General features: G+C 37.0%; 17 protein-coding genes, 5 tRNA genes and 3 rRNA genes. 6 read left to right on the top strand and 19 right to left on the bottom strand.

The genetic code is table 11. The features are described from left to right. Nucleotides 1-74 precede the first annotated feature (74 nt). From cdaA to glmM, 3 genes are all read left to right on the top strand, one after another. Complete coding sequence (cdaA, locus tag AWM71_RS03430; protein ID WP_060776664.1) at nt 75-929, top strand: diadenylate cyclase CdaA; 855 nt, start codon at nt 75-77, stop codon at nt 927-929. Continuing rightward, a complete protein-coding gene (locus AWM71_RS03425; protein ID WP_060776663.1) occupies nt 922-1,941 on the top strand; it encodes a CdaR family protein in 1,020 nt (339 codons plus the stop codon). The genes cdaA and AWM71_RS03425 overlap by 8 nt, the downstream gene beginning before the upstream one ends. A gap of 71 nt (nt 1,942-2,012) precedes the next feature. Further along, nucleotides 2,013-3,380, top strand: a complete 1,368-nt coding sequence (glmM, locus tag AWM71_RS03420; protein WP_060776662.1) for a phosphoglucosamine mutase — start codon at nt 2,013-2,015, stop codon at nt 3,378-3,380. A gap of 256 nt (nt 3,381-3,636) precedes the next feature. On the opposite strand, the gene yidD is transcribed toward glmM, so the two are convergent. The 11 genes from yidD to AWM71_RS03365 form a co-directional block, all read right to left on the bottom strand. Then, a complete protein-coding gene (yidD, locus tag AWM71_RS03415) occupies nt 3,637-3,903 on the bottom strand; it encodes a membrane protein insertion efficiency factor YidD (protein WP_060776661.1) in 267 nt (88 codons plus the stop codon). Beyond that, nucleotides 3,903-4,481 carry a DJ-1 family glyoxalase III gene (locus AWM71_RS03410; RefSeq protein ID WP_060776660.1) on the bottom strand — a complete coding sequence of 193 codons (579 nt, stop codon included), beginning with the start codon at nt 4,479-4,481 and terminating at the stop codon, nt 3,903-3,905. The genes yidD and AWM71_RS03410 overlap by 1 nt, the downstream gene beginning before the upstream one ends. 95 nt (nt 4,482-4,576) lie before the next feature. Beyond that, the gene (locus tag AWM71_RS03405) at nt 4,577-5,485 is read right to left on the bottom strand and encodes a LysR family transcriptional regulator (RefSeq protein ID WP_060776659.1); all 909 of its coding nucleotides are present in this window, start codon (nt 5,483-5,485) and stop codon (nt 4,577-4,579) included. Between the two features lie 205 nt (nt 5,486-5,690). Next, a tRNA-Thr gene (locus tag AWM71_RS03400) sits at nt 5,691-5,763 on the bottom strand. A gap of 12 nt (nt 5,764-5,775) precedes the next feature. After that, nucleotides 5,776-5,849 (bottom strand) — tRNA-Asn (locus AWM71_RS03395). 12 nt (nt 5,850-5,861) lie between these two features. Then, nucleotides 5,862-5,977: ribosomal RNA gene (gene rrf / locus AWM71_RS03390) — 5S ribosomal RNA — on the bottom strand. Nucleotides 5,978-6,044: 67 nt separating this feature from the next. Next, nucleotides 6,045-8,951, bottom strand: a 23S ribosomal RNA gene (locus tag AWM71_RS03385). 166 nt (nt 8,952-9,117) lie between these two features. Then, nucleotides 9,118-9,190 (bottom strand) — tRNA-Ala (locus AWM71_RS03380). 26 nt (nt 9,191-9,216) lie between these two features. Continuing rightward, a tRNA-Ile gene (locus AWM71_RS03375) sits at nt 9,217-9,290 on the bottom strand. Between the two features lie 79 nt (nt 9,291-9,369). After that, nucleotides 9,370-10,918 (bottom strand): 16S ribosomal RNA (locus AWM71_RS03370). The 16S, 23S and 5S rRNA genes sit together here with 4 tRNA genes alongside, the layout of an rRNA operon. A 384-nt stretch (nt 10,919-11,302) precedes the next feature. After that, nucleotides 11,303-12,139 (bottom strand): immunity protein Imm33 domain-containing protein, encoded by an 837-nt coding sequence (locus AWM71_RS03365; protein ID WP_060776658.1) that lies wholly within the window; start codon nt 12,137-12,139, stop codon nt 11,303-11,305. Between the two features lie 140 nt (nt 12,140-12,279). Here AWM71_RS03365 and AWM71_RS03360 point away from each other — a divergent pair, with 140 nt between their 5' ends. Then, nucleotides 12,280-13,488: an amidohydrolase gene (locus AWM71_RS03360; RefSeq protein ID WP_060776657.1), complete on the top strand. Its 1,209-nt coding sequence runs from the start codon at nt 12,280-12,282 to the stop codon at nt 13,486-13,488. Between the two features lie 190 nt (nt 13,489-13,678). On the opposite strand, the gene AWM71_RS03355 is transcribed toward AWM71_RS03360, so the two are convergent. The 3 genes from AWM71_RS03355 to AWM71_RS03345 form a co-directional block, all read right to left on the bottom strand. Then, nucleotides 13,679-15,292 (bottom strand): CTP synthase, encoded by a 1,614-nt coding sequence (locus AWM71_RS03355; RefSeq protein ID WP_060776656.1) that lies wholly within the window; start codon nt 15,290-15,292, stop codon nt 13,679-13,681. A gap of 213 nt (nt 15,293-15,505) precedes the next feature. After that, nucleotides 15,506-15,982, bottom strand: coding sequence for a threonine/serine exporter family protein (locus AWM71_RS03350; protein WP_060776655.1), 477 nt, complete (start codon nt 15,980-15,982; stop codon nt 15,506-15,508). Beyond that, complete coding sequence (locus AWM71_RS03345; RefSeq protein ID WP_236701146.1) at nt 15,982-16,818, bottom strand: threonine/serine exporter family protein; 837 nt, start codon at nt 16,816-16,818, stop codon at nt 15,982-15,984. The genes AWM71_RS03350 and AWM71_RS03345 overlap by 1 nt, the downstream gene beginning before the upstream one ends. Nucleotides 16,819-16,961: 143 nt before the next feature. Between AWM71_RS03345 and AWM71_RS03340 the strand changes: the two genes are divergently transcribed. Continuing rightward, nucleotides 16,962-17,651, top strand: coding sequence for a YoaK family protein (locus AWM71_RS03340; protein WP_060776654.1), 690 nt, complete (start codon nt 16,962-16,964; stop codon nt 17,649-17,651). 7 nt (nt 17,652-17,658) lie between these two features. On the opposite strand, the gene AWM71_RS03335 is transcribed toward AWM71_RS03340, so the two are convergent. Further along, nucleotides 17,659-18,612 carry a DNA/RNA non-specific endonuclease gene (locus AWM71_RS03335; protein ID WP_060776653.1) on the bottom strand — a complete coding sequence of 318 codons (954 nt, stop codon included), beginning with the start codon at nt 18,610-18,612 and terminating at the stop codon, nt 17,659-17,661. Nucleotides 18,613-19,043: 431 nt separating this feature from the next. On the opposite strand from AWM71_RS03335, the gene AWM71_RS03330 reads away from it, so the two are divergent. After that, entirely contained in the window at nt 19,044-20,270 is a 1,227-nt protein-coding gene (locus AWM71_RS03330) for an argininosuccinate synthase (protein WP_428839118.1), read from the top strand. A 430-nt stretch (nt 20,271-20,700) separates the two neighbouring features. On the opposite strand, the gene AWM71_RS03325 is transcribed toward AWM71_RS03330, so the two are convergent. The 4 genes from AWM71_RS03325 to AWM71_RS03310 form a co-directional block, all read right to left on the bottom strand. Further along, a tRNA-Lys gene (locus AWM71_RS03325) sits at nt 20,701-20,773 on the bottom strand. 104 nt (nt 20,774-20,877) lie between these two features. Continuing rightward, nucleotides 20,878-22,248 (bottom strand): replicative DNA helicase, encoded by a 1,371-nt coding sequence (gene dnaB / locus AWM71_RS03320; RefSeq protein WP_060776652.1) that lies wholly within the window; start codon nt 22,246-22,248, stop codon nt 20,878-20,880. A 96-nt stretch (nt 22,249-22,344) separates the two neighbouring features. Continuing rightward, nucleotides 22,345-22,794 (bottom strand): 50S ribosomal protein L9, encoded by a 450-nt coding sequence (rplI, locus tag AWM71_RS03315; RefSeq protein WP_060776651.1) that lies wholly within the window; start codon nt 22,792-22,794, stop codon nt 22,345-22,347. Nucleotides 22,795-22,875: 81 nt separating this feature from the next. Then, a complete protein-coding gene (locus AWM71_RS03310) occupies nt 22,876-24,918 on the bottom strand; it encodes a DHH family phosphoesterase (RefSeq protein WP_060776650.1) in 2,043 nt (680 codons plus the stop codon). Between the last annotated feature and the right edge of the window lie 1,095 nt (nt 24,919-26,013).

The following is a 26,013-nucleotide window of genomic DNA, read 5'->3' as shown; positions in this document are numbered from 1 at the left end:
GATACCTAATTCCCTTTAGAAACATGTGGTATACTGTAAAAGGTAATAAATGTGACTTTTAAGGAGGCTTTGCGATGGGGGTTACTTGGCTAAACATTTTCACATGGAAAAATTTATTTGACTTAATTGATATTTTAATCGTCTGGTTTATTATCTATCAATTATTAAAATTAATTCGAGGAACTAAAGCCATCAATATTTTTAACGGTATTCTAATTTTTCTACTTTTCAAAATGATCTCTACGATCTTTCAATTAGAAACTATCGATTGGATAATGAATAGCATTATTCAGTGGGCAGTGATTGGTGTCATTGTTATTTTTCAACCAGAAATTCGTAATGGGTTAGATCAGTTAGGCCAAAGTATCCGCGTTTCTAAATTACGAAATACACAAACCGATCCTATTGATCACATGATAGAAGAGATTGTTCATGCCTGTCAATATATGGCTAAGCGTCGTATCGGCGCATTAATTGTCTTAGAAACCACTCAAGAATTGAATGAATATGCCAATACCGGTATTTCCTTAGACGCTAAAATTAGCGAACAACTTCTTATTAATATTTTTATTCCGAATACCCCTCTTCATGATGGGGCCGTCATTATCCGCCATCTAAAAATTATCTCTGCAGCTTCATTTTTGCCCCTCTCTGAAAACCCAGATATTCCAAAAGAATTAGGGACTCGACACCGAGCAGCTGTTGGATTATCAGAAGTAACAGATGCTTTAGTCGTAGTAGTATCTGAAGAAACGGGAGATATTTCCATTACTTATCAAGGTAAAATTTTACGTTCTCTTTCCGCAGAAGATCTAAAGAAAAACTTGCATGAACACTTGATTGAAAATAATACTCAGCAGAGTATAGAAAATAATCATCTTTTAAAAAATTTATTTTCTAAAAGAAATGACGGTGATTTAAATGAATAAAATCTACGATAATAAACTAGTGGTTATCTTATTTTCTTTAGTGTTAGCCATCTTTTTATTTATTTTCGTCAAAGCAGAACGTTACAATAATAACCCCGTCTCTTTTTTCTCTAATATCAATGAGACAAAAATAGAAAATATTTCTGAAGTCCCTGTTTATGCTACAGGAGATGTGGATGATTACTATATTACAGGAATCCCTAAAACTGTTTCTGTAGAAATTAGCGGACCTAGCTCTCTGATTGATCAAACCTTACAAGCCAAAGAATTTAAAGTTGTAACTGAAAATTTAGCAAACTTAGGTGAAGGATCTCACTACATTCAATTGACTTTAGAGAATATTTCAAAAGAGCTTACTTATAAAATATCGCCTTCCAGTGTTAAAGTAGATATCGCAAAATTAGAAGTTAAATCGTATCCTGTCGAAATTAACTTTAATAACGATCAAATTGCTCCAGGTTATGAAATTCATAAAAGCCAAGTCAAACCCAACGAAGTGACTCTAACCGGTTCCAAAGAAAATCTCGATAAAGTTGCTCACGTCACCGTTGATGTTTCACTCCCTCAAAATATTTCTACTGATTTTCAAACAACCGCACCTATTATTGTAAAAGATATTCATGGAAATATCTTAAACCTCACTTCTAAACCTAATCAAGTTACGGTTTCTGTTACAATTGGCAAACATGGCTTGTTTAAACCAATTCATATTCAGATAGACAATAAGGAAGATGGATTTTCTTATGAATTTACCAACTTGTCCGCTCAACAAGCTAAACTCTTCGGCGATGAACAAGTCCTCTCTTCCGTTTCTTCCATTATTGGATCTATTGATTTACGAGGAATCACACAAACCAAGCATCTAGAAATTCCTCTAAAACTTCCAGAAGGTGCAGAGTCTATAGAACCCCAAGTGGTTGAAGCGACAGTTATTCCGCACCCTGGTACTGAATATTCGCAAGGAGACTCTAATTCTCCAAATGTTTCCTATACCTCACCACCCCAACATTAATTTGGCAAACTTTTTTAATCGTGGTAAGATATGAAAGCGTAAAATAGCGTTAATAAAAAAAGGAGAATATTATGTTAACATATTTTGGAACTGACGGCGTACGTGGAGAAGCTAATAAAATTTTAACCCCTGAACTCGCCTTTAAACTTGGCCGATATGGCGGCTATGTTCTTTTACAACATATAACAGATAACAATGAACACCCTCGAGTACTTGTAGCAAGAGATACAAGAATTTCTGGTCAATTACTCGAACACGCACTTATTTCAGGACTTTTATCGGTCGGTATCGAAGTTCTTCAATTAGGCGTCATTACAACTCCAGCTGTCGCTTATCTCACCCGTACAACAGGAGCGGTTGCAGGAGTCATGATCTCTGCTAGCCATAATCCTGCCGAAGATAACGGGATTAAGTTCTTTGGAAGCGATGGTTTCAAACTCTCCGACGCTCAAGAAGAAGAAATTGAATCTTATCTTAAACAAGAAAAAGATAATCTTCCTAGACCATCTGCAGAAGGTTTAGGAACTGTCAGTGAATACCCTGAAGGCGCAGCTAAATATTTAGAATTTTTACAATCTACTATTGCTGGAAATCTCTCCGGTTTAAATATCTGTGTAGATGCCGCTAACGGCGCTTCTGCTCCACTTGTTAATCGTTTGTTCGCTGACCTCGAATGCGATTTTACAACGATTGCCACTAATCCAGACGGCATTAATATTAATAAAGGCGTAGGTTCTACTCACCCAGAAAGACTTCAACAACTTGTTCTTGAAAAAAATGCGCAAGCTGGCGTAGCCTTTGATGGTGATGCTGATCGTTGCTTAGCTGTAGATGAAAAAGGAAGATTAATAGATGGCGATCATATTATGCATATTTGTGGGAAGTATCTCAACGATCATGGTAAATTAAAAAATAGTACAATCGTTGCTACTGTAATGTCTAATCTCGGTTTTCATAAAGCAATTAAAATAGCTGGAATGAAAGATATCACTACAAAAGTCGGTGACCGCTATGTCGTAGAAGCTATGCGTGAAGGAAACTACAACTTAGGTGGAGAGCAATCTGGTCATATTATCTTCATGGATCACAACACAACAGGCGACGGCTTATTAACAGCTATTCAACTGCTCTATGTCCTCAAGCAATCGGGCAAAACACTTAGCCAATTAGCAGACGAAATGACCACCTATCCTCAAAAATTAGTTAATGTCAGTGTCACAAGAGAAGGAAAAATTGAAGCAGCCAATCATCCAGAGATTCTTTCACTCACTAAAGAAGTTGAAAAAGAACTTGGCCAAGACGGACGTATTCTTGTACGTCCTAGTGGGACACAAAACCTTCTTCGCGTGATGGTCGAAGCTACGACAGATGATCTTGCCTTAAATTATGCTAACCGCATCGCAGATAAAGTCAAAGAACTTTACGGTATCGATAACTAAGTGTCCTCTTTCTAAGGAAAGTAACCATCTAGTATTCAAAAAAAGCTGATGTGACCCCCAAAAAGTCTAACTTTTTGGGGTCACATCATTTTCATAAAGATTATTCTTTTATCCCTCATGACAAGCTAAAATTCCAATAAATATCTCATAAAATCCTAATGTTATTGATCAGAATGTCCAACTATAAAATAAAAATAGTGTTGGGCTATTCTAAGATTGTCACCAACACTAATACAGTTAAAATATCATGTTTAAATTATAAAAGAAAATGATTATTATCTTTACTTTTAAAACTTTTCTTCCAAGAAAACGTATCTGGGACAGGATCAACTCCTCCCTTTGCGAGAGGATGACATCTTAAAATTCGAAATATCCCCATAAGTCCTCCCTTAAAAGCTCCATATTTTGCTAAAGATTGAAGCATGTAGTTCGAACACGTCGGAAAATATCTACAAGAAGGCGAAAACAAAGGAGAAATCCATTTTTGATAAAATAGAACACCTTTTATAAACACTTTATTCATTAAGCTTTAATAAAATCTTCTAATTGAGGAAGCAATAGCCCCTTAGCCACTTGATCACGTACTTCCTTTCCTTTTAATACTTCAATCAAAGTTAATGCAAAATACACAGCCGTTGCTGGGCCTTGAGACGTAATGACTTGATGCTCTCTATCCACAACAACAGGCTCATCTGAAATGTATTCTTTAAAACTCAATTTTTTCTCAAAACCTGGATAAATGGTTCCACGGATATGTTCAGAAATTTTTGCTTTCCCTAATACTAATGGAGAAGCACAAATACTTGCTAAATAGCGATCTGATTGAAACTGTTCTTTGAATAAATGAACAACTTCTTTATTTGCCATCAAAGCTTCTGTTCCGCCAACGCCACCTGGAGTAATAATCATTTCATAATCTTTGGCGTTCACATCTTGAATTAATTTATCAGCTAAAATAACAATATTGTGCGCCCCTACAGTTTGTAAGTTGCCTTCTGTAGCAACCATATCAATCGTGATATCTGCCCGTCTTAAATAATCAACAACTGTTAAGGCTTCTGTTTCTTCATAATGTTTACTTAATAAAATCATTACTTTCATATAATAATCCTCCTTTTCAATCCTTATTGTACGCGCTCTCTTCCTATTCGTAAAGGGAAGTCCTTTTCCCCAAAAACTCTTTAAAAGGAACCCAATTATTTTTTATTTTTAACCATTTTTCTTAAATGATCAATGTATTTTTCAGCTAATTCAGAGTTTTTTCGATATCGGGCTTGAATATAGCCTATTTCACTTACTTCACCATCTACGATTGGAATCGTACGTTCAAGTAAACTAAAAGGCGAGGTTACAATCCCAGATCCTAATAAATAAGCGTTTGTTTTAGCTAATAAATTAATCACTGTTGCTCGATCTGAGGCATAAATAACTTGTTCCCCTTCAAAATTGCCTTCTAAAGATTCCTCACTAAATTGTAAAGAAGAGCCCTTCGCTTGTTCAAATTTTATAATGGGATATTTTTTCAAATCTTCTAAATAAATTTCTTTTAAGTTAGCCAATGGGTGATTCTTTCCCAAAAAGGCATGCGGATAAAACAAGCCCAGCTTTTTAAAAACTAATTCATAATGATCCAAATGTTGTTCAATGACTCGACGATTTGAATCATTTAAATAAAGAATACCCAACTCACTATAAGAATGCCTCACATCATCAATAACTCGACTGGTTGAGGTTTCTAAAAATCGAAAATTCCAGTCTTTTCGACCAGACTCTTCATCCACCAATCGAGCAAATGCTTCTGCAGCAAAATCATAATGTTGCCCAGATATCGAAAACATATGGCGATCATTATCCCCTAAATAGCGTTGCTCTAAAGTTTTTACTTGAGATAGGATATCTTCTGCATAAGTTAAAAACTCACTGCCCTCTTCTGTAATAAATATCCCACGTTTTGTCCGTTCAAAAATTTGAATTTGATATTCTTCTTCTAATTCTTTAATCGCAGTCGACAAAGACGACTGGGCCATGTATAAACGACGACTCGCCGCACGAAAAGATCCTGAATTAGCCACAACAATTGCATACTTAAGTTTTTGAAAATTCATTTTCCCACTCCATCATTCACCATTAATGATTTAAACAATAAAAACATAACATTAGTAAAACCTATTAAAATTTATTTTACACATTTATTGAATAATAACAACAAAAATAACAGCAAAAATATTAAGTTAAATGATGAAAATACTTTTTTTGAATTTTTCAATATTGCAAAAAAAGCGCCAATTAAAATTGACGCTTTTAAACAAAAGCTACAGATGGGACTTGAACCCACGACCTCCGCCTTACCAAGGCGACGCTCTACCAGCTGAGCTACTGCAGCATAAATAAAAAACTCCGCAAGTAGGACTCGAACCTACGACATCTTGATTAACAGTCAAGCGCTACTACCAACTGAGCTATTGCGGAATAAAAAGAATTGCACGGCAACGTCCTAGTCTCACAGGGGGAAACCCCCAACTACATTCGGCGCTAAGAAGCTTAACTTCTGTGTTCGGTATGGGAACAGGTGTATCCTTCTTGCCATCGTCACCGCACAATATGAGCCTTATTCGCTCAAAACTGAATCTATAGTTTCTTCCTTTTTGTCATACAACTTTTCCTTTGGATAAGTCCTCGACCGATTAGTATTCGTCCGCTTCACCTATTACTAGGCTTCCACTCCGAACCTATCTACCTGATCGTCTTTCAGGGGTCTTACTCTCTTATTGAGATGGGAAATCTCATCTCGAGGGGGGCTTCACGCTTAGATGCTTTCAGCGCTTATCCCGTCCACACATAGCTACCCAGCTGTGCTCCTGGTGGAACAACTGGTACACCAGCGGTGTGTCCATCCCGGTCCTCTCGTACTAAGGATAGCTCCTCTCAAATTTCCAACGCCCGCGACGGATAGGGACCGAACTGTCTCACGACGTTCTGAACCCAGCTCGCGTACCGCTTTAATGGGCGAACAGCCCAACCCTTGGGACCGACTTCAGCCCCAGGATGCGATGAGCCGACATCGAGGTGCCAAACCTCCCCGTCGATGTGAACTCTTGGGGGAGATAAGCCTGTTATCCCCAGGGTAGCTTTTATCCGTTGAGCGATGGCCCTTCCATGCGGAACCACCGGATCACTAAGCCCGACTTTCGTCCCTGCTCGACTTGTAGGTCTCGCAGTCAAGCTCCCTTCTGCCTTTACACTCTTCGAATGATTTCCAACCATTCTGAGGGAACCTTTGGGCGCCTCCGTTACTCTTTAGGAGGCGACCGCCCCAGTCAAACTGCCCGACTGACACTGTCTCCCGACCAGATTATGGTCGCGGGTTAGAATGGTCATGTCACAAGGGTAGTATCCCACGGGTGCCTCCTTCGAAACTAGCGTCCCGATCTCTTCGGCTCCTACCTATCCTGTACATGTCACACAAACATTCAATATCAACCTACAGTAAAGCTCCATGGGGTCTTTCCGTCCTGTCGCGGGTAACCAGCATCTTCACTGGTACTACAATTTCACCGAGCCTCTCGTTGAGACAGTGCCCAAATCGTTACGCCTTTCGTGCGGGTCAGAACTTACCTGACAAGGAATTTCGCTACCTTAGGACCGTTATAGTTACGGCCGCCGTTTACTGGGGCTTCAATTCAGAGCTTCGCTCGAAAGCTTACCCTTCCTCTTAACCTTCCAGCACCGGGCAGGCGTCAGCCTCTATACGTCATCTTCCGATTTGGCAGAGACCTATGTTTTTGATAAACAGTCGCTTGGGCCTATTCACTGCGGCTGACCTTGCGGTCAGCACCCCTTCTCCCGAAGTTACGGGGTCATTTTGCCGAGTTCCTTAACGAGAGTTCGCTCGCTCACCTTAGTGTTCTCCACTCGACTACCTGTGTCGGTTTGCGGTACGGGTTGCTTTATTCTCACTAGAAACTTTTCTTGACAGTGTGACATCGGCTGCTTCGATACTTGATTTCTCTCCCCGTCACAGCTTGTGTACTCTGTGGCAAGCCTTTCACTCACCATCACACTTACTGCTTGGACGCGTCTTTCCATCTCCGCGCTCAGCTTAGCCTCCTGTGTCCTTCCTTCGCTCAAACAAATAAAACAAGTACAGGAATCTCAACCTGTTGTCCATCGCCTATCCCTTTCGGTCTCGGCTTAGGTCCCGACTTACCCTGGGAGGACGAGCCTTCCCCAGGAAACCTTAGTCATTCGGTGGACGGGATTCTCACCCGTCTTTCGCTACTCATACCGGCATTCTCACTTCTATACGCTCCACTGGTCCTCACGATCCAGCTTCTCTGCCTATAGAACGCTCTCCTACCATCCTCACGGATCCACAGCTTCGGTGTTCAGTTTAGCCCCGGTACATTTTCGGCGCAGGGTCACTCGACTAGTGAGCTATTACGCACTCTTTAAATGATGGCTGCTTCTAAGCCAACATCCTAGTTGTCTGTGCAACCCCACATCCTTTTCCACTTAACTGATACTTTGGGACCTTAGCTGGTGGTCTGGGCTCTTTCCCTTTCGACGACGGATCTTATCACTCGCCGTCTGACTCCTGGACTAAAACTTTTTGGCATTCGGAGTTTATCAGATGTCAGTAATCCTAGATGGACCCCTCGATCAAACAGTGCTCTACCTCCAATAGTCATCATCCAAGGCTAGCCCTAAAGCTATTTCGGAGAGAACCAGCTATCTCCAAGTTCGATTGGAATTTCACCGCTACCCACACGTCATCCCCGCCTTTTTCAACAGACGTGGGTTCGGGCCTCCAGCGTGTTTTACCACACCTTCACCCTGCACATGGGTAGATCACTTGGTTTCGGGTCGACGACAACAAACTTGACGCCCTATTCAGACTCGCTTTCGCTAAGGCTCCGCTTCTTCCGCTTAACCTTGCTTGCTATCGTCACTCGCCGGTCCGTTCTACAAAAAGTACGCCATCACCCTTTAACGGGCTTTGACTGCTTGTAGGCATACGGTTTCAGGTACTCTTTCACTCCCCTCCCGGGGTGCTTTTCACCTTTCCCTCACGGTACTGGTTCACTATCGGTCACTAGGTAGTATTTAGGCTTACCGGATGGTCCCGGTGGATTCCGACGGAATTTCACGTGTACCGCCGTACTCAGGATACTGACAGGCTGCCGCGATCTTTCGCCTACAGGATTTTCACCTTCTTCGATTGATTTTCCCAAATCATTCGGCTAGATCTTGTCATACCTTCCTTCAGTCCTACAACCCCAAAGTGCAAGCACTTTGGTTTGGCCTCTTTCCCGTTCGCTCGCCGCTACTTAGGAAATCGATTTTTCTTTCTTTTCCTATGGCTACTGAGATGTTTCAGTTCACCACGTCTACCACATCATAAGCTATGTATTCACTTACTTGCCATTGTCGATTAAAACAATGAGGTTCCCCCATTCGGAAATCTCCGGATCAAAGCTTACTTACAGCTCCCCGAAGCATATCGGTGTTCGTCCCGTCCTTCATCGGCTCCTAGTGCCAAGGCATTCACCGTACGCCCTTATTCACTTAACCACTGGTTAAGTTGTATGATTGCGAAAAGTTTTTTAAAACTCTTTTTCGGTTTTTACGCTTGGTAAAAATTGGTTTGTTTCCTTATTATCTCCTGGTAGAAATAATAAGGTGGAATTTACTATAGTATTCAGTTTTCAAAGAACAAGTTGCAAGGTTTCCCTTGCTATGGAGAATAGCGGGATCGAACCGCTGACCTCCTGCTTGCAAAGCAGGCGCTCTCCCAGCTGAGCTAATCCCCCAAAAAGAATAACTTTTATTCTTCTAATGGGCCTGAATGGACTCGAACCATCGACCTCACCCTTATCAGGGGTGCGCTCTAACCAACTGAGCTACAGGCCCGGTGATCCATTACATGTGTTTGATAGGCCTCTCAAAACTAAACAAAGAAAACGTAATGTGTATTCCATAATATCCTTAGAAAGGAGGTGATCCAGCCGCAGGTTCTCCTACGGCTACCTTGTTACGACTTCACCCCAATCACTTGTCCCACCTTCGGCGGCTGGCTCCAAAAGGTTACCTCACCGACTTCGGGTGTTACAAACTCTCGTGGTGTGACGGGCGGTGTGTACAAGACCCGGGAACGTATTCACCGCGGCGTGCTGATCCGCGATTACTAGCGATTCCGGCTTCATGTAGTCGAGTTGCAGACTACAATCCGAACTGAGAATGGCTTTAAGGGATTCGCTGACTCTCGCGAGCTCGCTGCCCGTTGTACCATCCATTGTAGCACGTGTGTAGCCCAAGTCATAAGGGGCATGATGATTTGACGTCATCCCCGCCTTCCTCCGGTTTGTCACCGGCAGTCTTGCTAGAGTGCCCAACTCAATGCTGGCAACTAACAATAGGGGTTGCGCTCGTTGCGGGACTTAACCCAACATCTCACGACACGAGCTGACGACAACCATGCACCACCTGTCACTTTGTCCCCGAAGGGAAAACTCTATCTCCAGAGTGGTCAAAGGATGTCAAGACTTGGTAAGGTTCTTCGCGTTGCTTCGAATTAAACCACATGCTCCACCGCTTGTGCGGGTCCCCGTCAATTCCTTTGAGTTTCAACCTTGCGGTCGTACTCCCCAGGCGGAGCGCTTAATGCGTTAGCTGCGGCACTGAAGGGTGGAAACCCTCCAACACCTAGCGCTCATCGTTTACGGCGTGGACTACCAGGGTATCTAATCCTGTTTGCTACCCACGCTTTCGGGCCTCAGCGTCAGTGACAGACCAGAAAGTCGCTTTCGCCACTGGTGTTCTTCCATATATCTACGCATTCCACCGCTACACATGGAGTTCCACTTTCCTCTTCTGTACTCAAGCTTCCCAGTTTCCAATGCACTTCCACGGTTAAGCCGTGGGCTTTCACATCAGACTTAAGAAGCAGCCTGCGCCCCCTTTACGCCCAATAAATCCGGACAACGCTTGCCACCTACGTATTACCGCGGCTGCTGGCACGTAGTTAGCCGTGGCTTTCTGGTAAGATACCGTCAAGACTGTAGCAGTTACTCTACAATTTGTTCTTCTCTTACAACAGAGTTTTACGATCCGAAAACCTTCTTCACTCACGCGGCGTTGCTCCGTCAGACTTGCGTCCATTGCGGAAGATTCCCTACTGCTGCCTCCCGTAGGAGTTTGGGCCGTGTCTCAGTCCCAATGTGGCCGATTACCCTCTCAGGTCGGCTATGCATCATCACCTTGGTGAGCCGTTACCTCGCCAACTAGTTAATGCACCGCAAGGCCATCGATAAGTGATAGCAGAGCCATCTTTCTAAGTTTGTTCATGCGAACAAACTTCCTATGCGGTATTAGCACCCGTTTCCGGATGTTGTCCCCCGCTTATCGGTAGGTTCCTTACGTGTTACTCACCCGTCCGCCGCTAACTTTGAAAGTGCAAGCACTTTCTCTGTTCGCTCGACTTGCATGTATTAGGCACGCCGCCAGCGTTCGTCCTGAGCCAGGATCAAACTCTCATGAAAGAATTCATGAACTGTTCTTAGCTCATTTTGCTGACTTGTTTGAGTCTAGTCTAGACTTATTGCTTGAATTGTTGGTTTAGTTATTTCTAACTATCCCTACACATTTGGTTCGTCTTCTTTGTTCAGTTTTCAAAGGTCTATCTTTCAGTCGCTTATTTCCGCAACTATTTAATAATAACACATGCACTTCATAATGTCAATATGTTTTTATTATTCCATATTTGTTGTTCCTTGCTGTTCTCTATCAGAAACAACTTTGTTAGTATAGTTCATTTTTCAAAATTTGTCAACTCTTTTTAAAAATATAATTTAATATTCTCAATTTTTATAGCATCACTTCATAGACCTATAGAACTAGTTAAGTCTTATATAGCTTTTAAGCATTTAATTTTCTAAATAGTGTGTACACAATCGCTGATATTCTTTGTGAACAGCTTCAAAAGATTTATTATCTATCCATGTTGCCATCATTATCCCATATTGCATAAGTTGTTTAGCGATAGGCGCTGTCTTTGTTGCTTGCCAATATGCTATTATCGTCTGTTTTGTTTGATCCAAAGAACAATTAAAGCGTATAAAAAGGCTATGAACAACCACATTCATCATTTCTTCTTCAAGAAAAACAATATTTTTGATTTGGCATTTTTTAAATAAGAAACCTAGCCCAAGACCTATTAATAACACGTCTTCTTTAACTTTTAAGGGAGTTTTCCTAGTTCCCATTAAAACATTATAGAAATGAAACAATTGTCTATTGAGTTCATTTAAAGTCCGCAATTCCTCATCCGACCAATGAAAGCAAAACTTCTTTTTTTCCCTTGCTTTCTGAAAATCTTCTATAAAAAGTGAAAAATGAGATTGAAAAGCGTAATCTTTGAATGGCAAGCCCTGAATGGATTTTGCTGGTTTCACATATTCATAAGTATCATTATAAGCAAAATGCTGTGAGTATCCTTGTTCTGTGAATTGAAAATCAGCACCTACCGGATAATAATAGATAAACGCTATTGCTGGTTGAATTGTAAGAACTGTCTCATAGGGAAGAAATACCGTTGAAGATTGTCGTAAAGATTCAGTAGTATCCTCTGTACTTAAAAGACGCCAACCACTGTCTTTAGGTATTGAAGGAGTTTCTCTCCAAGCCCATAAAAGTTTAGCTTCTTTATTGTAGAGTTTCTTTGACATTAAAATCAAATTACCATCTGGTAACCATTGCTGCACATCATTTTCCTCCTTCTTTGTCTTATTTCCTACATTATTATACAAAATTCTCTATTATTTAACATCCATTCACATTAATTGTTTTTAGTCCAAATAAGGCTTATACTTGATTAAATATTAATAAATAAGGAGGAAACCCTATGAAGCAATTTATTGACGCACTTTATGAACAACTAGATAAAAAGAAAGAGCGCATAATAAAAATCCGTGAAGAACTTCATGCACACGCAGAAGAATCTTTCAAAGAACAATGGACTGCTCAATATATTCTAGATTTTTATAAAGACCTAGATTGTGAAGTAAAATCTTCAGTTGGAAATGGTTACGGAATTGTTGTAACCATTGATTCTCTAAAACCTGGAAAAACCTTGGCTTTACGCGCTGATTTTGATGCTTTACCTATAAAAGAAGAAACGAATCTTCCTTTTGCTTCAAAAACAGATGCCATGCACGCTTGCGGACATGATGGGCATACCGCTTATCTCCTTGTTTTAGCAGAAACCCTTATCGAATTAAAAGATCAGTTTTCTGGGAAAATTATCATTCTTCACCAAAACGCTGAAGAAGCTTCTCCAGGAGGCGCCAAATCAATGATCGAAGCGGGCTGTTTGGAAGGTGTCGATAACGTTATCGGCATGCATTTTATGAGTAATATACCAGTGGGGACCATCAATTATCACATTGGCAACGCACAAACAGGACGAGATAACTTCCACTTAACAATCCACGGACAAGGAGGGCACGCTTCTTCTCCTCACTCGGCTAATGACGCCATTGTCGCCGCATCTTATTTCGTAATGTCTGTACAAACTATTATTAGTCGACGGCTAAATCCTTTTGATGTTGGATCTATTACTATAGGCAATTTTAACGGAGTAGGGGCAAATAATGCTATCAATGGTAAAGTGGTCTTAGGTGGAGACGTTCGATCTATTGCACCTGAAACCAGTCAAAAAATAGAAGAAGAAATTCGAAATAAAGTAAAAGGAATAGAAGCAACTTTTGGTGTAACCTGTGATTTAGATTATATTCATGATTACCCTGTTCTTTATAATGATCCTGATATCACCGAATTTGCTATTCGTGCCATTCAATCGCATCCATTTGATGAACTTAAGGGTATTCATGCCGTATCTCCTCAACCACCTTCTGAAGATTTTGCTTATTATGCCCAAAAAGTTCCAAGTACTTTCTTATGGATTGGCTGCCAATCTGAAGATCAAGAAAAACATCCTGCTTTCCCTCACCATCATCCAAAATTCTATATGGATGAAGGCGCCTTAATTGTAGCCGCTAAGGGAATGGCTGCTATTGTAGCCACTTATTTAGAAGAAAATAATATCAAATAACCTGAAATTTAAATAAAAAGGCAAAGATACAGTAAGTGTAATAAAGGCTCCTAAGAACTCATTTTCAAAGAACCTTATCTTACAAATATCTTTGCTTTTTCTATTAATTAATAGCGCACTTTTTAAATTTCATTCCATAAAAAATGGTGTTAGCAACCTAAGGATGGTTCTCAACACCATTTTTAATTCACTATTTATGATTTTCTAAAGAGGCTTTTACAAATCCCTTGAAAATAGGATGTGGATGATTTGGGCGTGAAAGAAATTCTGGATGGAATTGACTTGCAATAAAGAATGGATGATCTTTCAACTCTACAATTTCAACCAATCTTTCATCTGGAGAAGTTCCAGAGAAAACTAATCCTTTTTCTCCCAAGCTTTCACGGAAAGCATTATTAAATTCATAACGATGACGATGACGTTCTGAAATTTCTTCTACTCGATAAAGACTTTCGGCTAACGTCCCCTTTTTTAGAACACATGGATAAGCTCCCAAACGTTGAGTCCCCCCCATTTCTTCAATAGATTCTTGATCAGCCATCAAAGAGATAATTGGAGCTTGTGTTTCAGGATCTATTTCTGTTGAATTAGCATCTGTATATCCACAAACATCACGAGCAAATTCGATACTTGCTAATTGCATACCTAAACAAATTCCCATAAAAGGAACTTTGTTTTCACGCGCATAACGGATAGCTTGAATTTTCCCTTCGATCCCCCGCGAACCAAATCCTCCCGGGACTAAAATACCATCAGCATCTCCTAAACGTTGACTTACATTTTCAGCGGTAATCTCTTCTGCTGGCACCCAATCCAAATCAATTTCTGAATCATAGTCATATCCCGCATGTTTTAAAGCTTCTGCTACTGAGAGATAAGCGTCTTGTAAAGAAACATATTTTCCAACTAAAGCAATTTTCACTTTATTTTTTAATTTTAGAACACGTTTAGAAAGATCAGACCAAAATTCCATATTAGCTTGCCCAAGACCATTCAATTCAAGAGCCTCGCATACTTTATCATCAAATCCTTGTGCTTGTAAAGCGAGCGGTAAGGAATAAATGGTATCTACATCTCTATTTTCAATAATATTTTCAGGTTTTACATCACAGAAAGTAGATATTTTTTCTCTCATTCCTTCAGGCATAGGTTTTTCTGTTCGTACCACTAAAATATCTGGCTGAATACCTAAAGAACGCAATTCTTTAACAGAATGTTGTGTAGGTTTAGTCTTTAATTCACCAGCCGCATGTAAATAAGGAAGAAGTGTTGTATGAATATAACAAATATTTTCTGTCCCTACTGCTTTACGCCATTGACGAATAGCTTCAATGAAAGGTTGAGATTCGATATCTCCAACAGTTCCTCCAATTTCAGTAATAACAACATCCGCATCTGTTGATTCACCTGCACGAAGAATCTTTTCTTTAATAGCATTTGTGATATGAGGTATAACCTGAACAGTTGCTCCTAAATAATCTCCTCTACGTTCTTTAGCAATAACTTCGGAATAAATTTTTCCTGTGGTAACGTTCGAGAATTTATTCAACTTCACATCAACAAAACGTTCATAATGACCTAAATCTAAGTCCGTTTCTGTACCATCATCTAATACATACACTTCTCCATGTTGGTAAGGAGACATAGTCCCTGGATCGACATTAATATAAGGATCAAATTTTTGCATAGTAACTGTCAATCCTTTATTTTTAAGTAACCGGCCTAAAGAAGAAGCAACTAAGCCCTTACCGATTGACGAAACTACGCCACCTGTCACAAAAATATATTTGGTGTTTTTACTCATTCTCTAACCTAACCTTTCCAGAATTTTATTTATTAGTTTTTATCTAAGTAACCTTACAATTAAAAAACTCCCATTCTTTCAAAAAGAACAGGAGCCGTTTCTATTACTTGATCACTTAAGGTGCCCAAAAATTATACTAGCGCAAAGTTACAAAAGGGTCAAGTAAAAGTTACTCATCCTTTTATTTCTCTTATTTTAGTCTATATACTAAACCTATGAATTTTTATGCTTTCGATTTCTTCGAATAAACTTAGGCATTTTCTGATTAAAAATAATTTGAACAGTCGTATCGCAGGTAAATACGGCCAAAGCAATAGCTAAAGCAATAAATAAAGTCGTTGATAGTTCAGATAATCCTCTGGGAGTATTTCCTTGAAACAAATAGAAGGCCGTTCGATACATTCCTCCTCCAGGAACTAAAGTAAAAAATCCAGGAATAAAAAAGACTGTCACGGGTTCTTTAAATAATCGAGCAAACCCATGCGATAAACTTGCAATTAATAATCCCGCAATATAAGTGGATAAAATAATTGACCAATGAAAAAAATCTAAACAAAATAAATAAAGTCCCCATCCTGCCGTATCAATAATTGCTGTTTTTAAAATCATTTTTCGAGGCTCTTCTACAGAAATAGAACAAGAAATTCCTACAAAATAAGCGGCTAATAATTGAATTAAATAATACTTCATTAAATTATTCCTTTCAAAATAGCTAATCCTACAACTGATCCAATCGCAATCATCAAAGCTTCAAAAAAAGCTTCCAGAGCTCGTGAACTTCCTGCAATATAATCTTCTCTAAAAATATCTCGCAAAGAATTTGTTATCGCTGTTCCTGGTACCATCGGCATCAAAGTAGAGACAATAACTACAGATACTTTCATTTGAGGATAAAGAAACAACAATAACATATAAGCAACCACTGTAATCACTAAAGATTGAACGAGATTAGATAAAGCTTTATTAACATAGTATTTATTCATTAATATAGCAATTAATGAAAGTATCACTCCATCAATACCAGAAGCAATAAATTCTTGTATTCCCCCACCAAACATCACAGAAAAAGAAAGTGCTAAACCTATAATGCTCAAAGAAAACAAAAACGTTGAATACTGATTGGGTTGCTGACGAATTACCACTAAACGTTTATATGCTTCCTCTATAGTTATTTTTCTATTAATGAGTAACCGAGATACCGCATTCACTTGAGAAATTTTATTTAAATTATTAGAACGTGAGGTAATCCTTTTAATCCCTGCATATCCACCATTACTATATTTAAGATCATCTAGAATAGCATAAATAGACGTCGAAAAAGAAACAGCCACTGCATATGACGCTTTAGAATACGTTAAAATATGATTCATTGTATCTTCTACACGGTAAGATTCTGCATTAGATTCACACATAATTTGACCTGCTAGTAAGGCCGTTTCTAAAATTTTCTTTTGAATAATTTGAATATTTTCTTTTTTCACTTTTTCTATATGTTGAACTTCAACTGTTGATTCTTTAGTTATCACTATTGACCTCCTTAACCAGAGTATAATTTATTATAAATAAAGTATAAAAATGAAACTTTTCATTCTTTCTTATCAAACTCCTGTTACTTGAAAGAGCAGTTAAGCGTATAATGAAGGAAATGTTTTGTAAGGAGAAGATAATCATGCCACCTAAAAAATTGCTAATTACTGAAAATATTGTATATTCTTGGCTTTTAACAACTTCAGGAGGTTGTCAAACCGCTTATTCTTACATTAATCATAACGGGGTTTTTGCTGGCTTTCAATCAGGAAATATTATTAAATTAGGCATTCACATTGGAACTGGAAATTTTCATAATATACTTCTCTTTATTGTTTCTATCCTATCCTTTTTATTAGGAACCGCCTTTGCTCGTATTTTGCATTATCGGTTTTATGATGATGAAAATCATTTTAAGCGCCACTATTTCGTGATGGTGTATTCTATGTTCTTAATGGCCTTATCTGCAATAGCCACCCAATATATTAACGATCTTCTAGCAGTTTGCCTTTTAACATTAGCCACGGCCTCTCAATTTGAAGAGTTTCGATCTGTAAAAGGAACTCCCTACACACCTATGATGATGACAGGAAACCTTCGAAAATTAACAGAAAACTTATTTGACTATTTATTCTATCCAAATGATGAAGTTAAACAATTAGCTAAAAGTAATGTTATCTATATTTCAACTATTCTAGTCTGTTATATTACCGGCACCATTTTTGTCAGTTTTCTACAACAATTTTTGGGATTAGCCACCATTATTATTCCTATTTCTTTAACAGGAACCGCTCTTTTCTGGTTAATGATACATGCTCACCAATTATCGTAATCCTAACTTATTTGGAGAATTTTGAAAGTTCACCGTCTTGAATAGGACCTTGAGAACCAACACTCTTTCCTGTTGAATAGTTTATCTTTACTCCTGGCTGCCGATTAGGGATAAAAATATGAAATTGTAATTCTCCACCATCTTCTATAGATAAAGCTTCCATATAAATCCCACTGGCTAACTGATTGTTCCCTTCAAATACCGGAGTTACTCGATATCTAACATGGTTGCCTGTACTTTTCATATAATGTACAACATAATTTTCAAAGGGAAGCATTCCTTCTGTATTAAACCATCTAGTCCCTGTCATAAGATTTTTATTATTCGCATTCTCTCCAGTCAACTGATAGCCAATCAAATGTGAGCGATTATAAAGCCATCCCCCTTTAACATTAACATATCTTATCTGTTGCCAACCAGTCGGAGTAATGCTATCTATAGCTTCTCGATCATCAGTTGGCATTAATTCTACCCCTAGAATACCTTCAGCTCCTGTTACTCTTTGTAAATAATCTAACTCTCCATAATTGGCGTAAGCCTGTTCAAATTTTAAATTCTCTTCTGTAAATAAAGGAACATTTTCATTTACTACAACAAATCGTTTATTCTTAGGTACTTTAGGAGGAGTAGTGATTTTATTTTTCTTCACTTGAGAAATTAAATTTTGAGCTTCTTCTGATTTCCACTTTATCCCAGCTTTTCCGGCTATCGGATTACTTTGTTGCCACTTTCCACTTGAGACTTTCTGTTTTCTCTTTTTTTCTTGAGAAGTCTTCACTTCTTCTGGTTGAGAAGTAGATTTTTCGAGCTGAATTGCCGTTACAACAATTAGACCTATTATTCCTACTAAAAGTATTTTTTGAATCTTTTTAGTCCATCTTTTAGGCGTATATTTAGGAATTCCATAAATTACAAAAGCGATAGCTAATACCACGCATAGAGCTAAAATAATTGTTGCCATTTCATCAATCCTTCCCCTGTAATTACAAGAATAACGAATAAATGCTTTCATTTCAACGTATGAGTTTTTTCATATTGTTTCACATCATATTTATTTTTAATAAGAATAGGATTGACTTTCGCCGGAGTGTTTTCTATAATATATTCAATTTAAGAAACCTGTCAAAGAAGCAAAGAGTAGTAACTTAAGTTTGAATAGTGAGAAACGTTAGTGGAAAGTTTCCAAATATCTGTTACGAACCGCATTGCTTGGACCGCTTACTGAAAGAAGTAGGTAAGTGCGCTAGTCACGTTATCCCATCAAGTCGTCTTTTTAGCGCGCGTAAAAAGATGAATAGAGTGGTACCGTGGACAAGTCCGCCTCTTAATAAGAGGGGGACTTTTTTATTAGCAGATTTCTTTAATATTTAATGTTAATTACCATTAAATGAGGTGAAGATTATGAAAGAAAATGTAAAGAAAGTATTACTAGCTTATTCTGGAGGATTAGATACCTCTGTTACTATCGCTTGGTTAAAAGAAAATTATAACAACTGTGAAGTTATCGGCATGACTGCCAATATTGGGCAAATTGAAGACTTCGATTTTATTCATAAAAAAGCTCTCAATTGTGGGGCTTCTAAACTCTATGTTGAAGATCTTCGTGAAGAATTCATTACCGACTTTATATATCCTTCTTTACGAGCAGGTGCTAAATATGAAGGAAGTTATTTACTTGGAACAGCTTTTGCTCGTCCTCTAATAGCTAAAAAAATGGTAGAAATCGCTCATAAAGAAGGCTGTGATGCTATCGCTCACGGATGTACCGGTAAAGGAAACGACCAAGTTCGTTTTGAATTAGGAATTCGTGAATTTGATCCATCTATAACTATTATTGCACCATGGAGAGAATGGGATATTTTATCTAGAGATCAAGAATTCGATTATGCAGAAGCTCATAATATTCCTCTTCCAATTACACGTGAAACTAACTATTCTAAAGACGAAAATCTTTGGCATCTTTCTCATGAAGGGTTAGATTTAGAAAATCCTTCTAATCAACCAAAATATGAAGAAATTCTTGAATTAGGTGTTTCTCCAAAACAAGCACCCGATAAATCTAAAAAAGTAACCATTCGTTTTGAAAAAGGAAATCCTGTAGCTATTGACGGCGAGGAATTATCTCCGATTGATATCATTGCTAAATTAAACAAATTAGGCGGAGAAAATGGTATTGGAATTCTTGATCTTGTCGAAAACCGACTCATTGGTATGAAATCACGTGGCGTTTATGAAACCCCTGGTGGAACAATTCTTTATCACGCCCATGAAAAACTTGAGCAACTGACTCTCGATCGCGATACACAACACTACAAACAAAATCTTGCGCTTAAATACGGCGATTTAGTTTATAACGGTCTTTGGTTCTCTCCTCTTCGTCAAGCTATGCAAGCTTTCGTGGATTATACACAAAAAACTGTTACCGGTGAAGTTACACTTGAACTTTATAAAGGAAATATTATTGATGCAGGTATTACAAGTCCATTCTCTCTATATAATGAAGAATTGGCTACTTTTGACGAAGACAACATCTACAATCAAAATGACGCTGAAGGCTTTATTAACCTCTTTGGTCTTCCACAAACTGCCCGTGTCTTAGCTAAGCATAAAAATAAATAAAATTCTTCATTATTAGCTTCTCGATTGATATAACGTGCAAATAATTAAAAAGAGAATTGCTTGTGATAGGTAAAAAAGAGATGACTAAAGCATCTCGAATGACGTGAATTTTATCTTATATTATTGTAAAAGTTTATACTTTTAACTAATAGTGCTAGTCAATTTCAAGATTGGTAGCACTATTTTTGTTATATGAAAACATAAAATTTTTCTTAAAGAGTATTTTATCTTTCTCTCTATATTACTTGCCATAAACTTTTAAGCAACAAAAAATAAGTAGAAAATAAAAAGCAGTTAATAATAACTGCTTTTTATCTTCTCCTATCACCATCAACGTTGATAGCTTCAAAACACTGAATTGAAATTACTTATTAGTTTAAAGCTTGATTCATCAACGTCTTAGCCTAATCGAGAAGTATAAACATTAAGATGGACCCTCAGGGGCTCGAACCCTGGACCCACGGATTAAGAGTCCGTTGCTCTACCAACTGAGCTAAGGATCCCTAACACTACTTCTACATGTTACACCCTTTTTCTATAAATTGCAAGCTTTTTATATAAAATATCTAATTTCTTTACAACTTTTTTCTTCAAATACTATCGTCGATTATTCTTCTTCTCTGAAAGTAACCGAAGAGAACTTATTATATTCTTTAGTAAAGATCAATTTTACAGTGCCTCTTGCCCCTGATCTATTTTTTTCGATGATAATTTCAATAATATTATTATCTTCTTTTTCCTTCTCTTCTTCCCCGTCTTCACGTTCATAATAATCTTCACGATATAAGAAAGCTACAATATCAGCATCTTGTTCAATCGAACCAGATTCTCGAATATCACTTAAAACCGGTCGTTTATCCTGCCTTTGTTCTACACCCCGAGATAATTGAGACAAAGCAATCACAGGAACATGGAGTTCTTTAGCTAACTTCTTTAGTTGCCGTGAAATATCAGAAACCTCTTGTTGACGATTCTCATTTCGTCGACCGCCTTCAATAAGTTGCAAATAATCAATAACAATAAGGTCTAAATGATTTCCTTTATCTTGATATAACCGTCTTGCTTTTGCACGAATTTCTGCCATCCGATTTCCAGGTGTATCATCAATATAGATTTCTGAAGAACCTAAAGCACCCATAGCCACCATAAGCGATGACCATTCATAATCTAATAATTGTCCTGTTCTCAATCTGCCTGCATCAATATTACCTTCTGCGCAAAGCATACGATTAACAAGAGATTCAGCTCCCATTTCCAAACTAAACAAAGCAACAACCGCATTTTGCTTTGTAGCAACATTTTGTGCAATATTTAATGCAAAGGCTGTCTTACCAACGCCCGGTCGAGCAGCAATGATAATTAATTCATCGGGATGTAATCCAGCTGTCATTCTATCTAAAGCAGGATAACCTGATGCTAGGCCCGTTACTGTTTGATCTTGTTTAGACAATTCTTCGATATGGTCTAATGATTCATTTAAAATTTCTCCTATGTGTTGAAACCCTGTTCGATTTCTATTTTGAGAAACATTTAAAATCTCTTTTTCCGCTTCATCTAATATCTCAGTGACATCTGACTGCTCTCCATAAGAAGATTCTACAATTTTGTTAGAGGCATGAATCAATTTCCTAAGCAAAGATTTTCCTTCAACAATTTTCGCATAATACTCTGCATTAGCTGCTGTTGGAGTACTAGCTACTAATTCATAAATATAGTCCGCTCCTCCTATATTTTCCAACATATTTTTCTTTTGAAGTTCGTTTTGAACAGTAATAGCATCAATGCCTTCTTGTTGTTCATTTAAAGATAACATTACGTTAAAAATCAATTGATGGGCTCTTTTATAAAAATCAGCTGCATCAATAAATTCATTCACACTAGCAAAAACATTCGGATCTAATAACACTGATCCCAAAACTGCTTGTTCTGCTTCGATACTTTGTGGAGGTATGCGATCTATTAATCGATCATCTGCCATATCGCTTTCTCTCCTTTCTTGTTCAATCCTTATTATTATACTAAAAAAAGCTCGCTTACGCACACTGTTCGTAAACGAGTTTTTAAACTACCTAATTTATTCTCCTACATGTACACGGATTACAGCATCTACTTTTTGATGCAATTTAATTGGCACGTTTCTGTAGCCAAACGCTCTTATAGGATTTGGAAGATCGATTTTTCGGCGATCTACGTTTATATTATATTGATTGTTTAAAGCTTGCGCAATTTGTTTAGAAGTCACAGAGCCAAATAATCTACCATCTTCTCCCCCTTTAGCTATAATCTTAACCACTGTTTTTTCATCTTCTAATGTTTCTTTTAATTGTTTAGCTTTATCTAATTCTTCAGCCGCCTCTTTTTCAGCCGCCTTTTTTTTACCTTTTAAAGCAGCCAACGCGGCATTATCGGCTTGTTTTGCTAATCCTTTTTTTATTAAAAAATTTTGAGCATATCCTGCATTTACTTCTTTTACTTCGCCTTTTTTAGCTTGCCCCTTAACATCTTCTAAAAAAATAACTTTCATTTTAATTCCTCCTAATTACTATCTTTTTTGTTTTCAAGGTGATTCACAACATTATATAGCATTTTAAAAGATATTTGTGATTTATTCTGTTGAATCATCGCCTTTAATCACTTCTAACAACGCATCTTTAGCTTCAGTCACAGACATTCCACTAATTTGAGTTGCTGCATTAGATAAATGGCCTCCACCTCCTAATTTTTCCATAATCGTCTGAACATTAACATTTCCCATTGAGCGTGCCGAAATGCCCACTCTTTTATCCTCTCTTAAATAAATGACAAAAGAAGCTACAATTCCATTCATAGAGAGTAAAGTATCAGCAGCTTGAGCAGCTACAACAGTAGAATAAACTGTATGATCATCCCCAATAGCAATACCATAATACGGAGGAAATATTTCTACATTTTCTATTAATTGACTTCTCTTGATATAATCAGATAGATCTTCTTTCAAAAATTCTTGAATCATGATTGAATCTGCCCCACAAGATTTTAAATATGAAGCCGCATCGAAAGTTCTCGATCCCGTTCTTAAACTAAAATTACGTGAATCAATAATAATCCCCACAAGCATTGTAGTAGCTTCAATTCGATTAATGGATTGTGAAGAGGTAGATTGATATTGAAAGAATTCTGTGATTAATTCACACGTTGAAGAAGCATATGGTTCAATATATTCTAATAAAACATTTTCTGGGAATTCTTCACCTTTTCTATGGTGATCAATCACTACAACTCCATTTCCTTTTTCAATTAATTTAGGAGCCACAGTAATTGATGGACGATGTACATCAACTATAAATAATAGCGAAGAAGCTTGCATCATCTCATCAGCCATTTCTGGCGAAATAATCGAATTCCGAATGTTTTCATCTTTTCTTAATTCGACTAATAATTTTTCAATATCATGATTAATTCTACTTTCATTTAAAATGATATAGCACTTTCTTTGATTCATTTCTGCTATTCTTCGAATGCCCAAGCATGCTCCTATAGCATCCATGTCTGGATAGTCATGCCCCATAACAAAAATAGATTCATTTCTTTCCATCATTTTTGCAATCGACATAGCGATTTGTCTAGAACGAACGTGGGTGCGCTTTTCCATTGGATTTGTTTTTCCACCATAATATCTTGCTTTTTCATTTTCAATTTTTACAACAACTTGATCGCCACCCCGACTTAGCGCTAAATCAAGATTGGTTTGGGCTAATTCATTCATTTTTCCAATGTCCGGGGTTGTTTCTAATTTATCTTGATAAGAAACCCCTATTGATATCGTAATAGGAAAATTAGCTTTTAAAGTTGCTTCTCGAATACTATCAATAATAGAAAATTTATCTTCTTCCATCTTTAGTAATTTTCCATATGTAGATACCAATAAGAAACGATCATCATCTAATCTTTTTACAAAGCTCCCAAATTTTCTCGCCCAAGCTGCGAATTGTTTAGTTATAAAATTATCTACATTAGATTTACGTCTGTCTGTATATCCAGAAATATTTTCATCATAATTATCAATCAAAATATTACCAATAACTAGGCGATTTTTATCAGCAATTTCCGCAATTTCACCATATTCCGTAATATCTAATAAGTACATTGCATGTTGGTCTTGTAAGAGTCCTACATTAAGATAATGATTTTCCCAAGAAATTCCTTTATGCGTAAATTGACTTTCTTTTTTCAAATCCGTGTAAATTGAAAATAAAGAATCATCAACTTCAGATATTTTATTTCCTAGTGCTTCACTATTTTTAAAGAAGTTTTGCATATATGGATTCATCCAGCGAATACTTTCATCATCGTCAAATAAAATAATTCCTAAAGGAATTTGTAATAGAATTTCATTTTCAATACTATTTATATCCTCTGTTAAAGTTAAAATCTTTTCTTTAAATGCTTTTTCCGCTTGCTTAAATGCTGCATATACTAAAATTCCAGCAATTACAATCATTAGAAAGGATAACCCTGCAATCATAAGATTACTGTGCATTAACATTCCAAATGCAGAAATTACTAATAATAAGGCTAACACAAGTGGGACAAAAACAGCCGATTTACTCCATAAAAATGAGACTTGGCTGTTTTTATTTTTATTAATTTTTCTTTTATGATCCTCCATGTGACTTTCCTTCCTTTACAAGGTAAGATTGCCTTTATTTTACCATATTTTTAAGACTTTCTAAACATTATTCCTCTACTTATTTACTTAGTATTATCCACTTATACTTAAATGTTTCACGTGAAACATTTAAGTAATAAAAACGTAGATATTATTTTATTTTCCATCTAAATTTCCATCCAAATTTTATCTCTAAATTCAAAAATTACAAACTATCACAACACTTACACCCCCTTCCTAACAACTCTTTTTGAGCATTTTCTTATTTCTCCCTAAAAAGTTTTTTTCATTTTCTTTTCAAAGGGATGTTAAGTTGGAAAAGAATCGTGATCACAGAACAAAACCGCATGCAGTTTGGAATATGAATTACTTCATATATTTTTAGATTTGACAATGGGAGAATAATATTTATTAAATTTCAAAAATTTCACTTCATAAAACAAAATTTCAGTGAAAAATCCAAATATAACAACATCCCGTAATACATCAAAAAAAGTTCCATCTAAAGTCCTAAACCTAATATTCAATGAAAATAAAATTTCTTTAACTTTACAAAAAAGTCAGCCTTGATTTAATTTATAACTCACCTATATATACCATCAGTATTTTATAGGTACCAAATTTTAATTCTTAACGAATTAAATTTCGTAAATACTCTTTCTTCCTCACAACTAATCTATTCAAATTTTTCAAGTAATTTATTATATTTAATATTAAAAATAAAATATTTTTTTAGTACTTTTCCCCCATATTTCTCTTTCTTTTCATTCAATCTTATTTTTTAACTCTCAAAAATATTTAAAAATTTCATCAAAGCTTTCCATAGATATAGATAACTCTCACCCTTATTCAATAAATCAGTAAAAATAGTAATAAAAAGAATTTCATTGTCAAATATTATCTATTATTCATTCTCTTTTTCATGCTTTATGTTTCTCTATAAGTTATTCACAGCTCAACTAAAAATATGGATACGTTTGAAGTAAAAATTCTGTGGAAAAGCTATAAACGCCTGTTTGGGGGCCGTATTATCCACATAATTATCCACAAATTCACATTTTAATAGTTTCACGTGTAACTTTTATACACATGTGT

The organism is Aerococcus christensenii (assembly GCF_001543105.1).
Classification (GTDB): domain Bacteria; phylum Bacillota; class Bacilli; order Lactobacillales; family Aerococcaceae; genus Aerococcus; species Aerococcus christensenii.
This window is presented reverse-complemented; position numbering and strand designations above follow the sequence as displayed.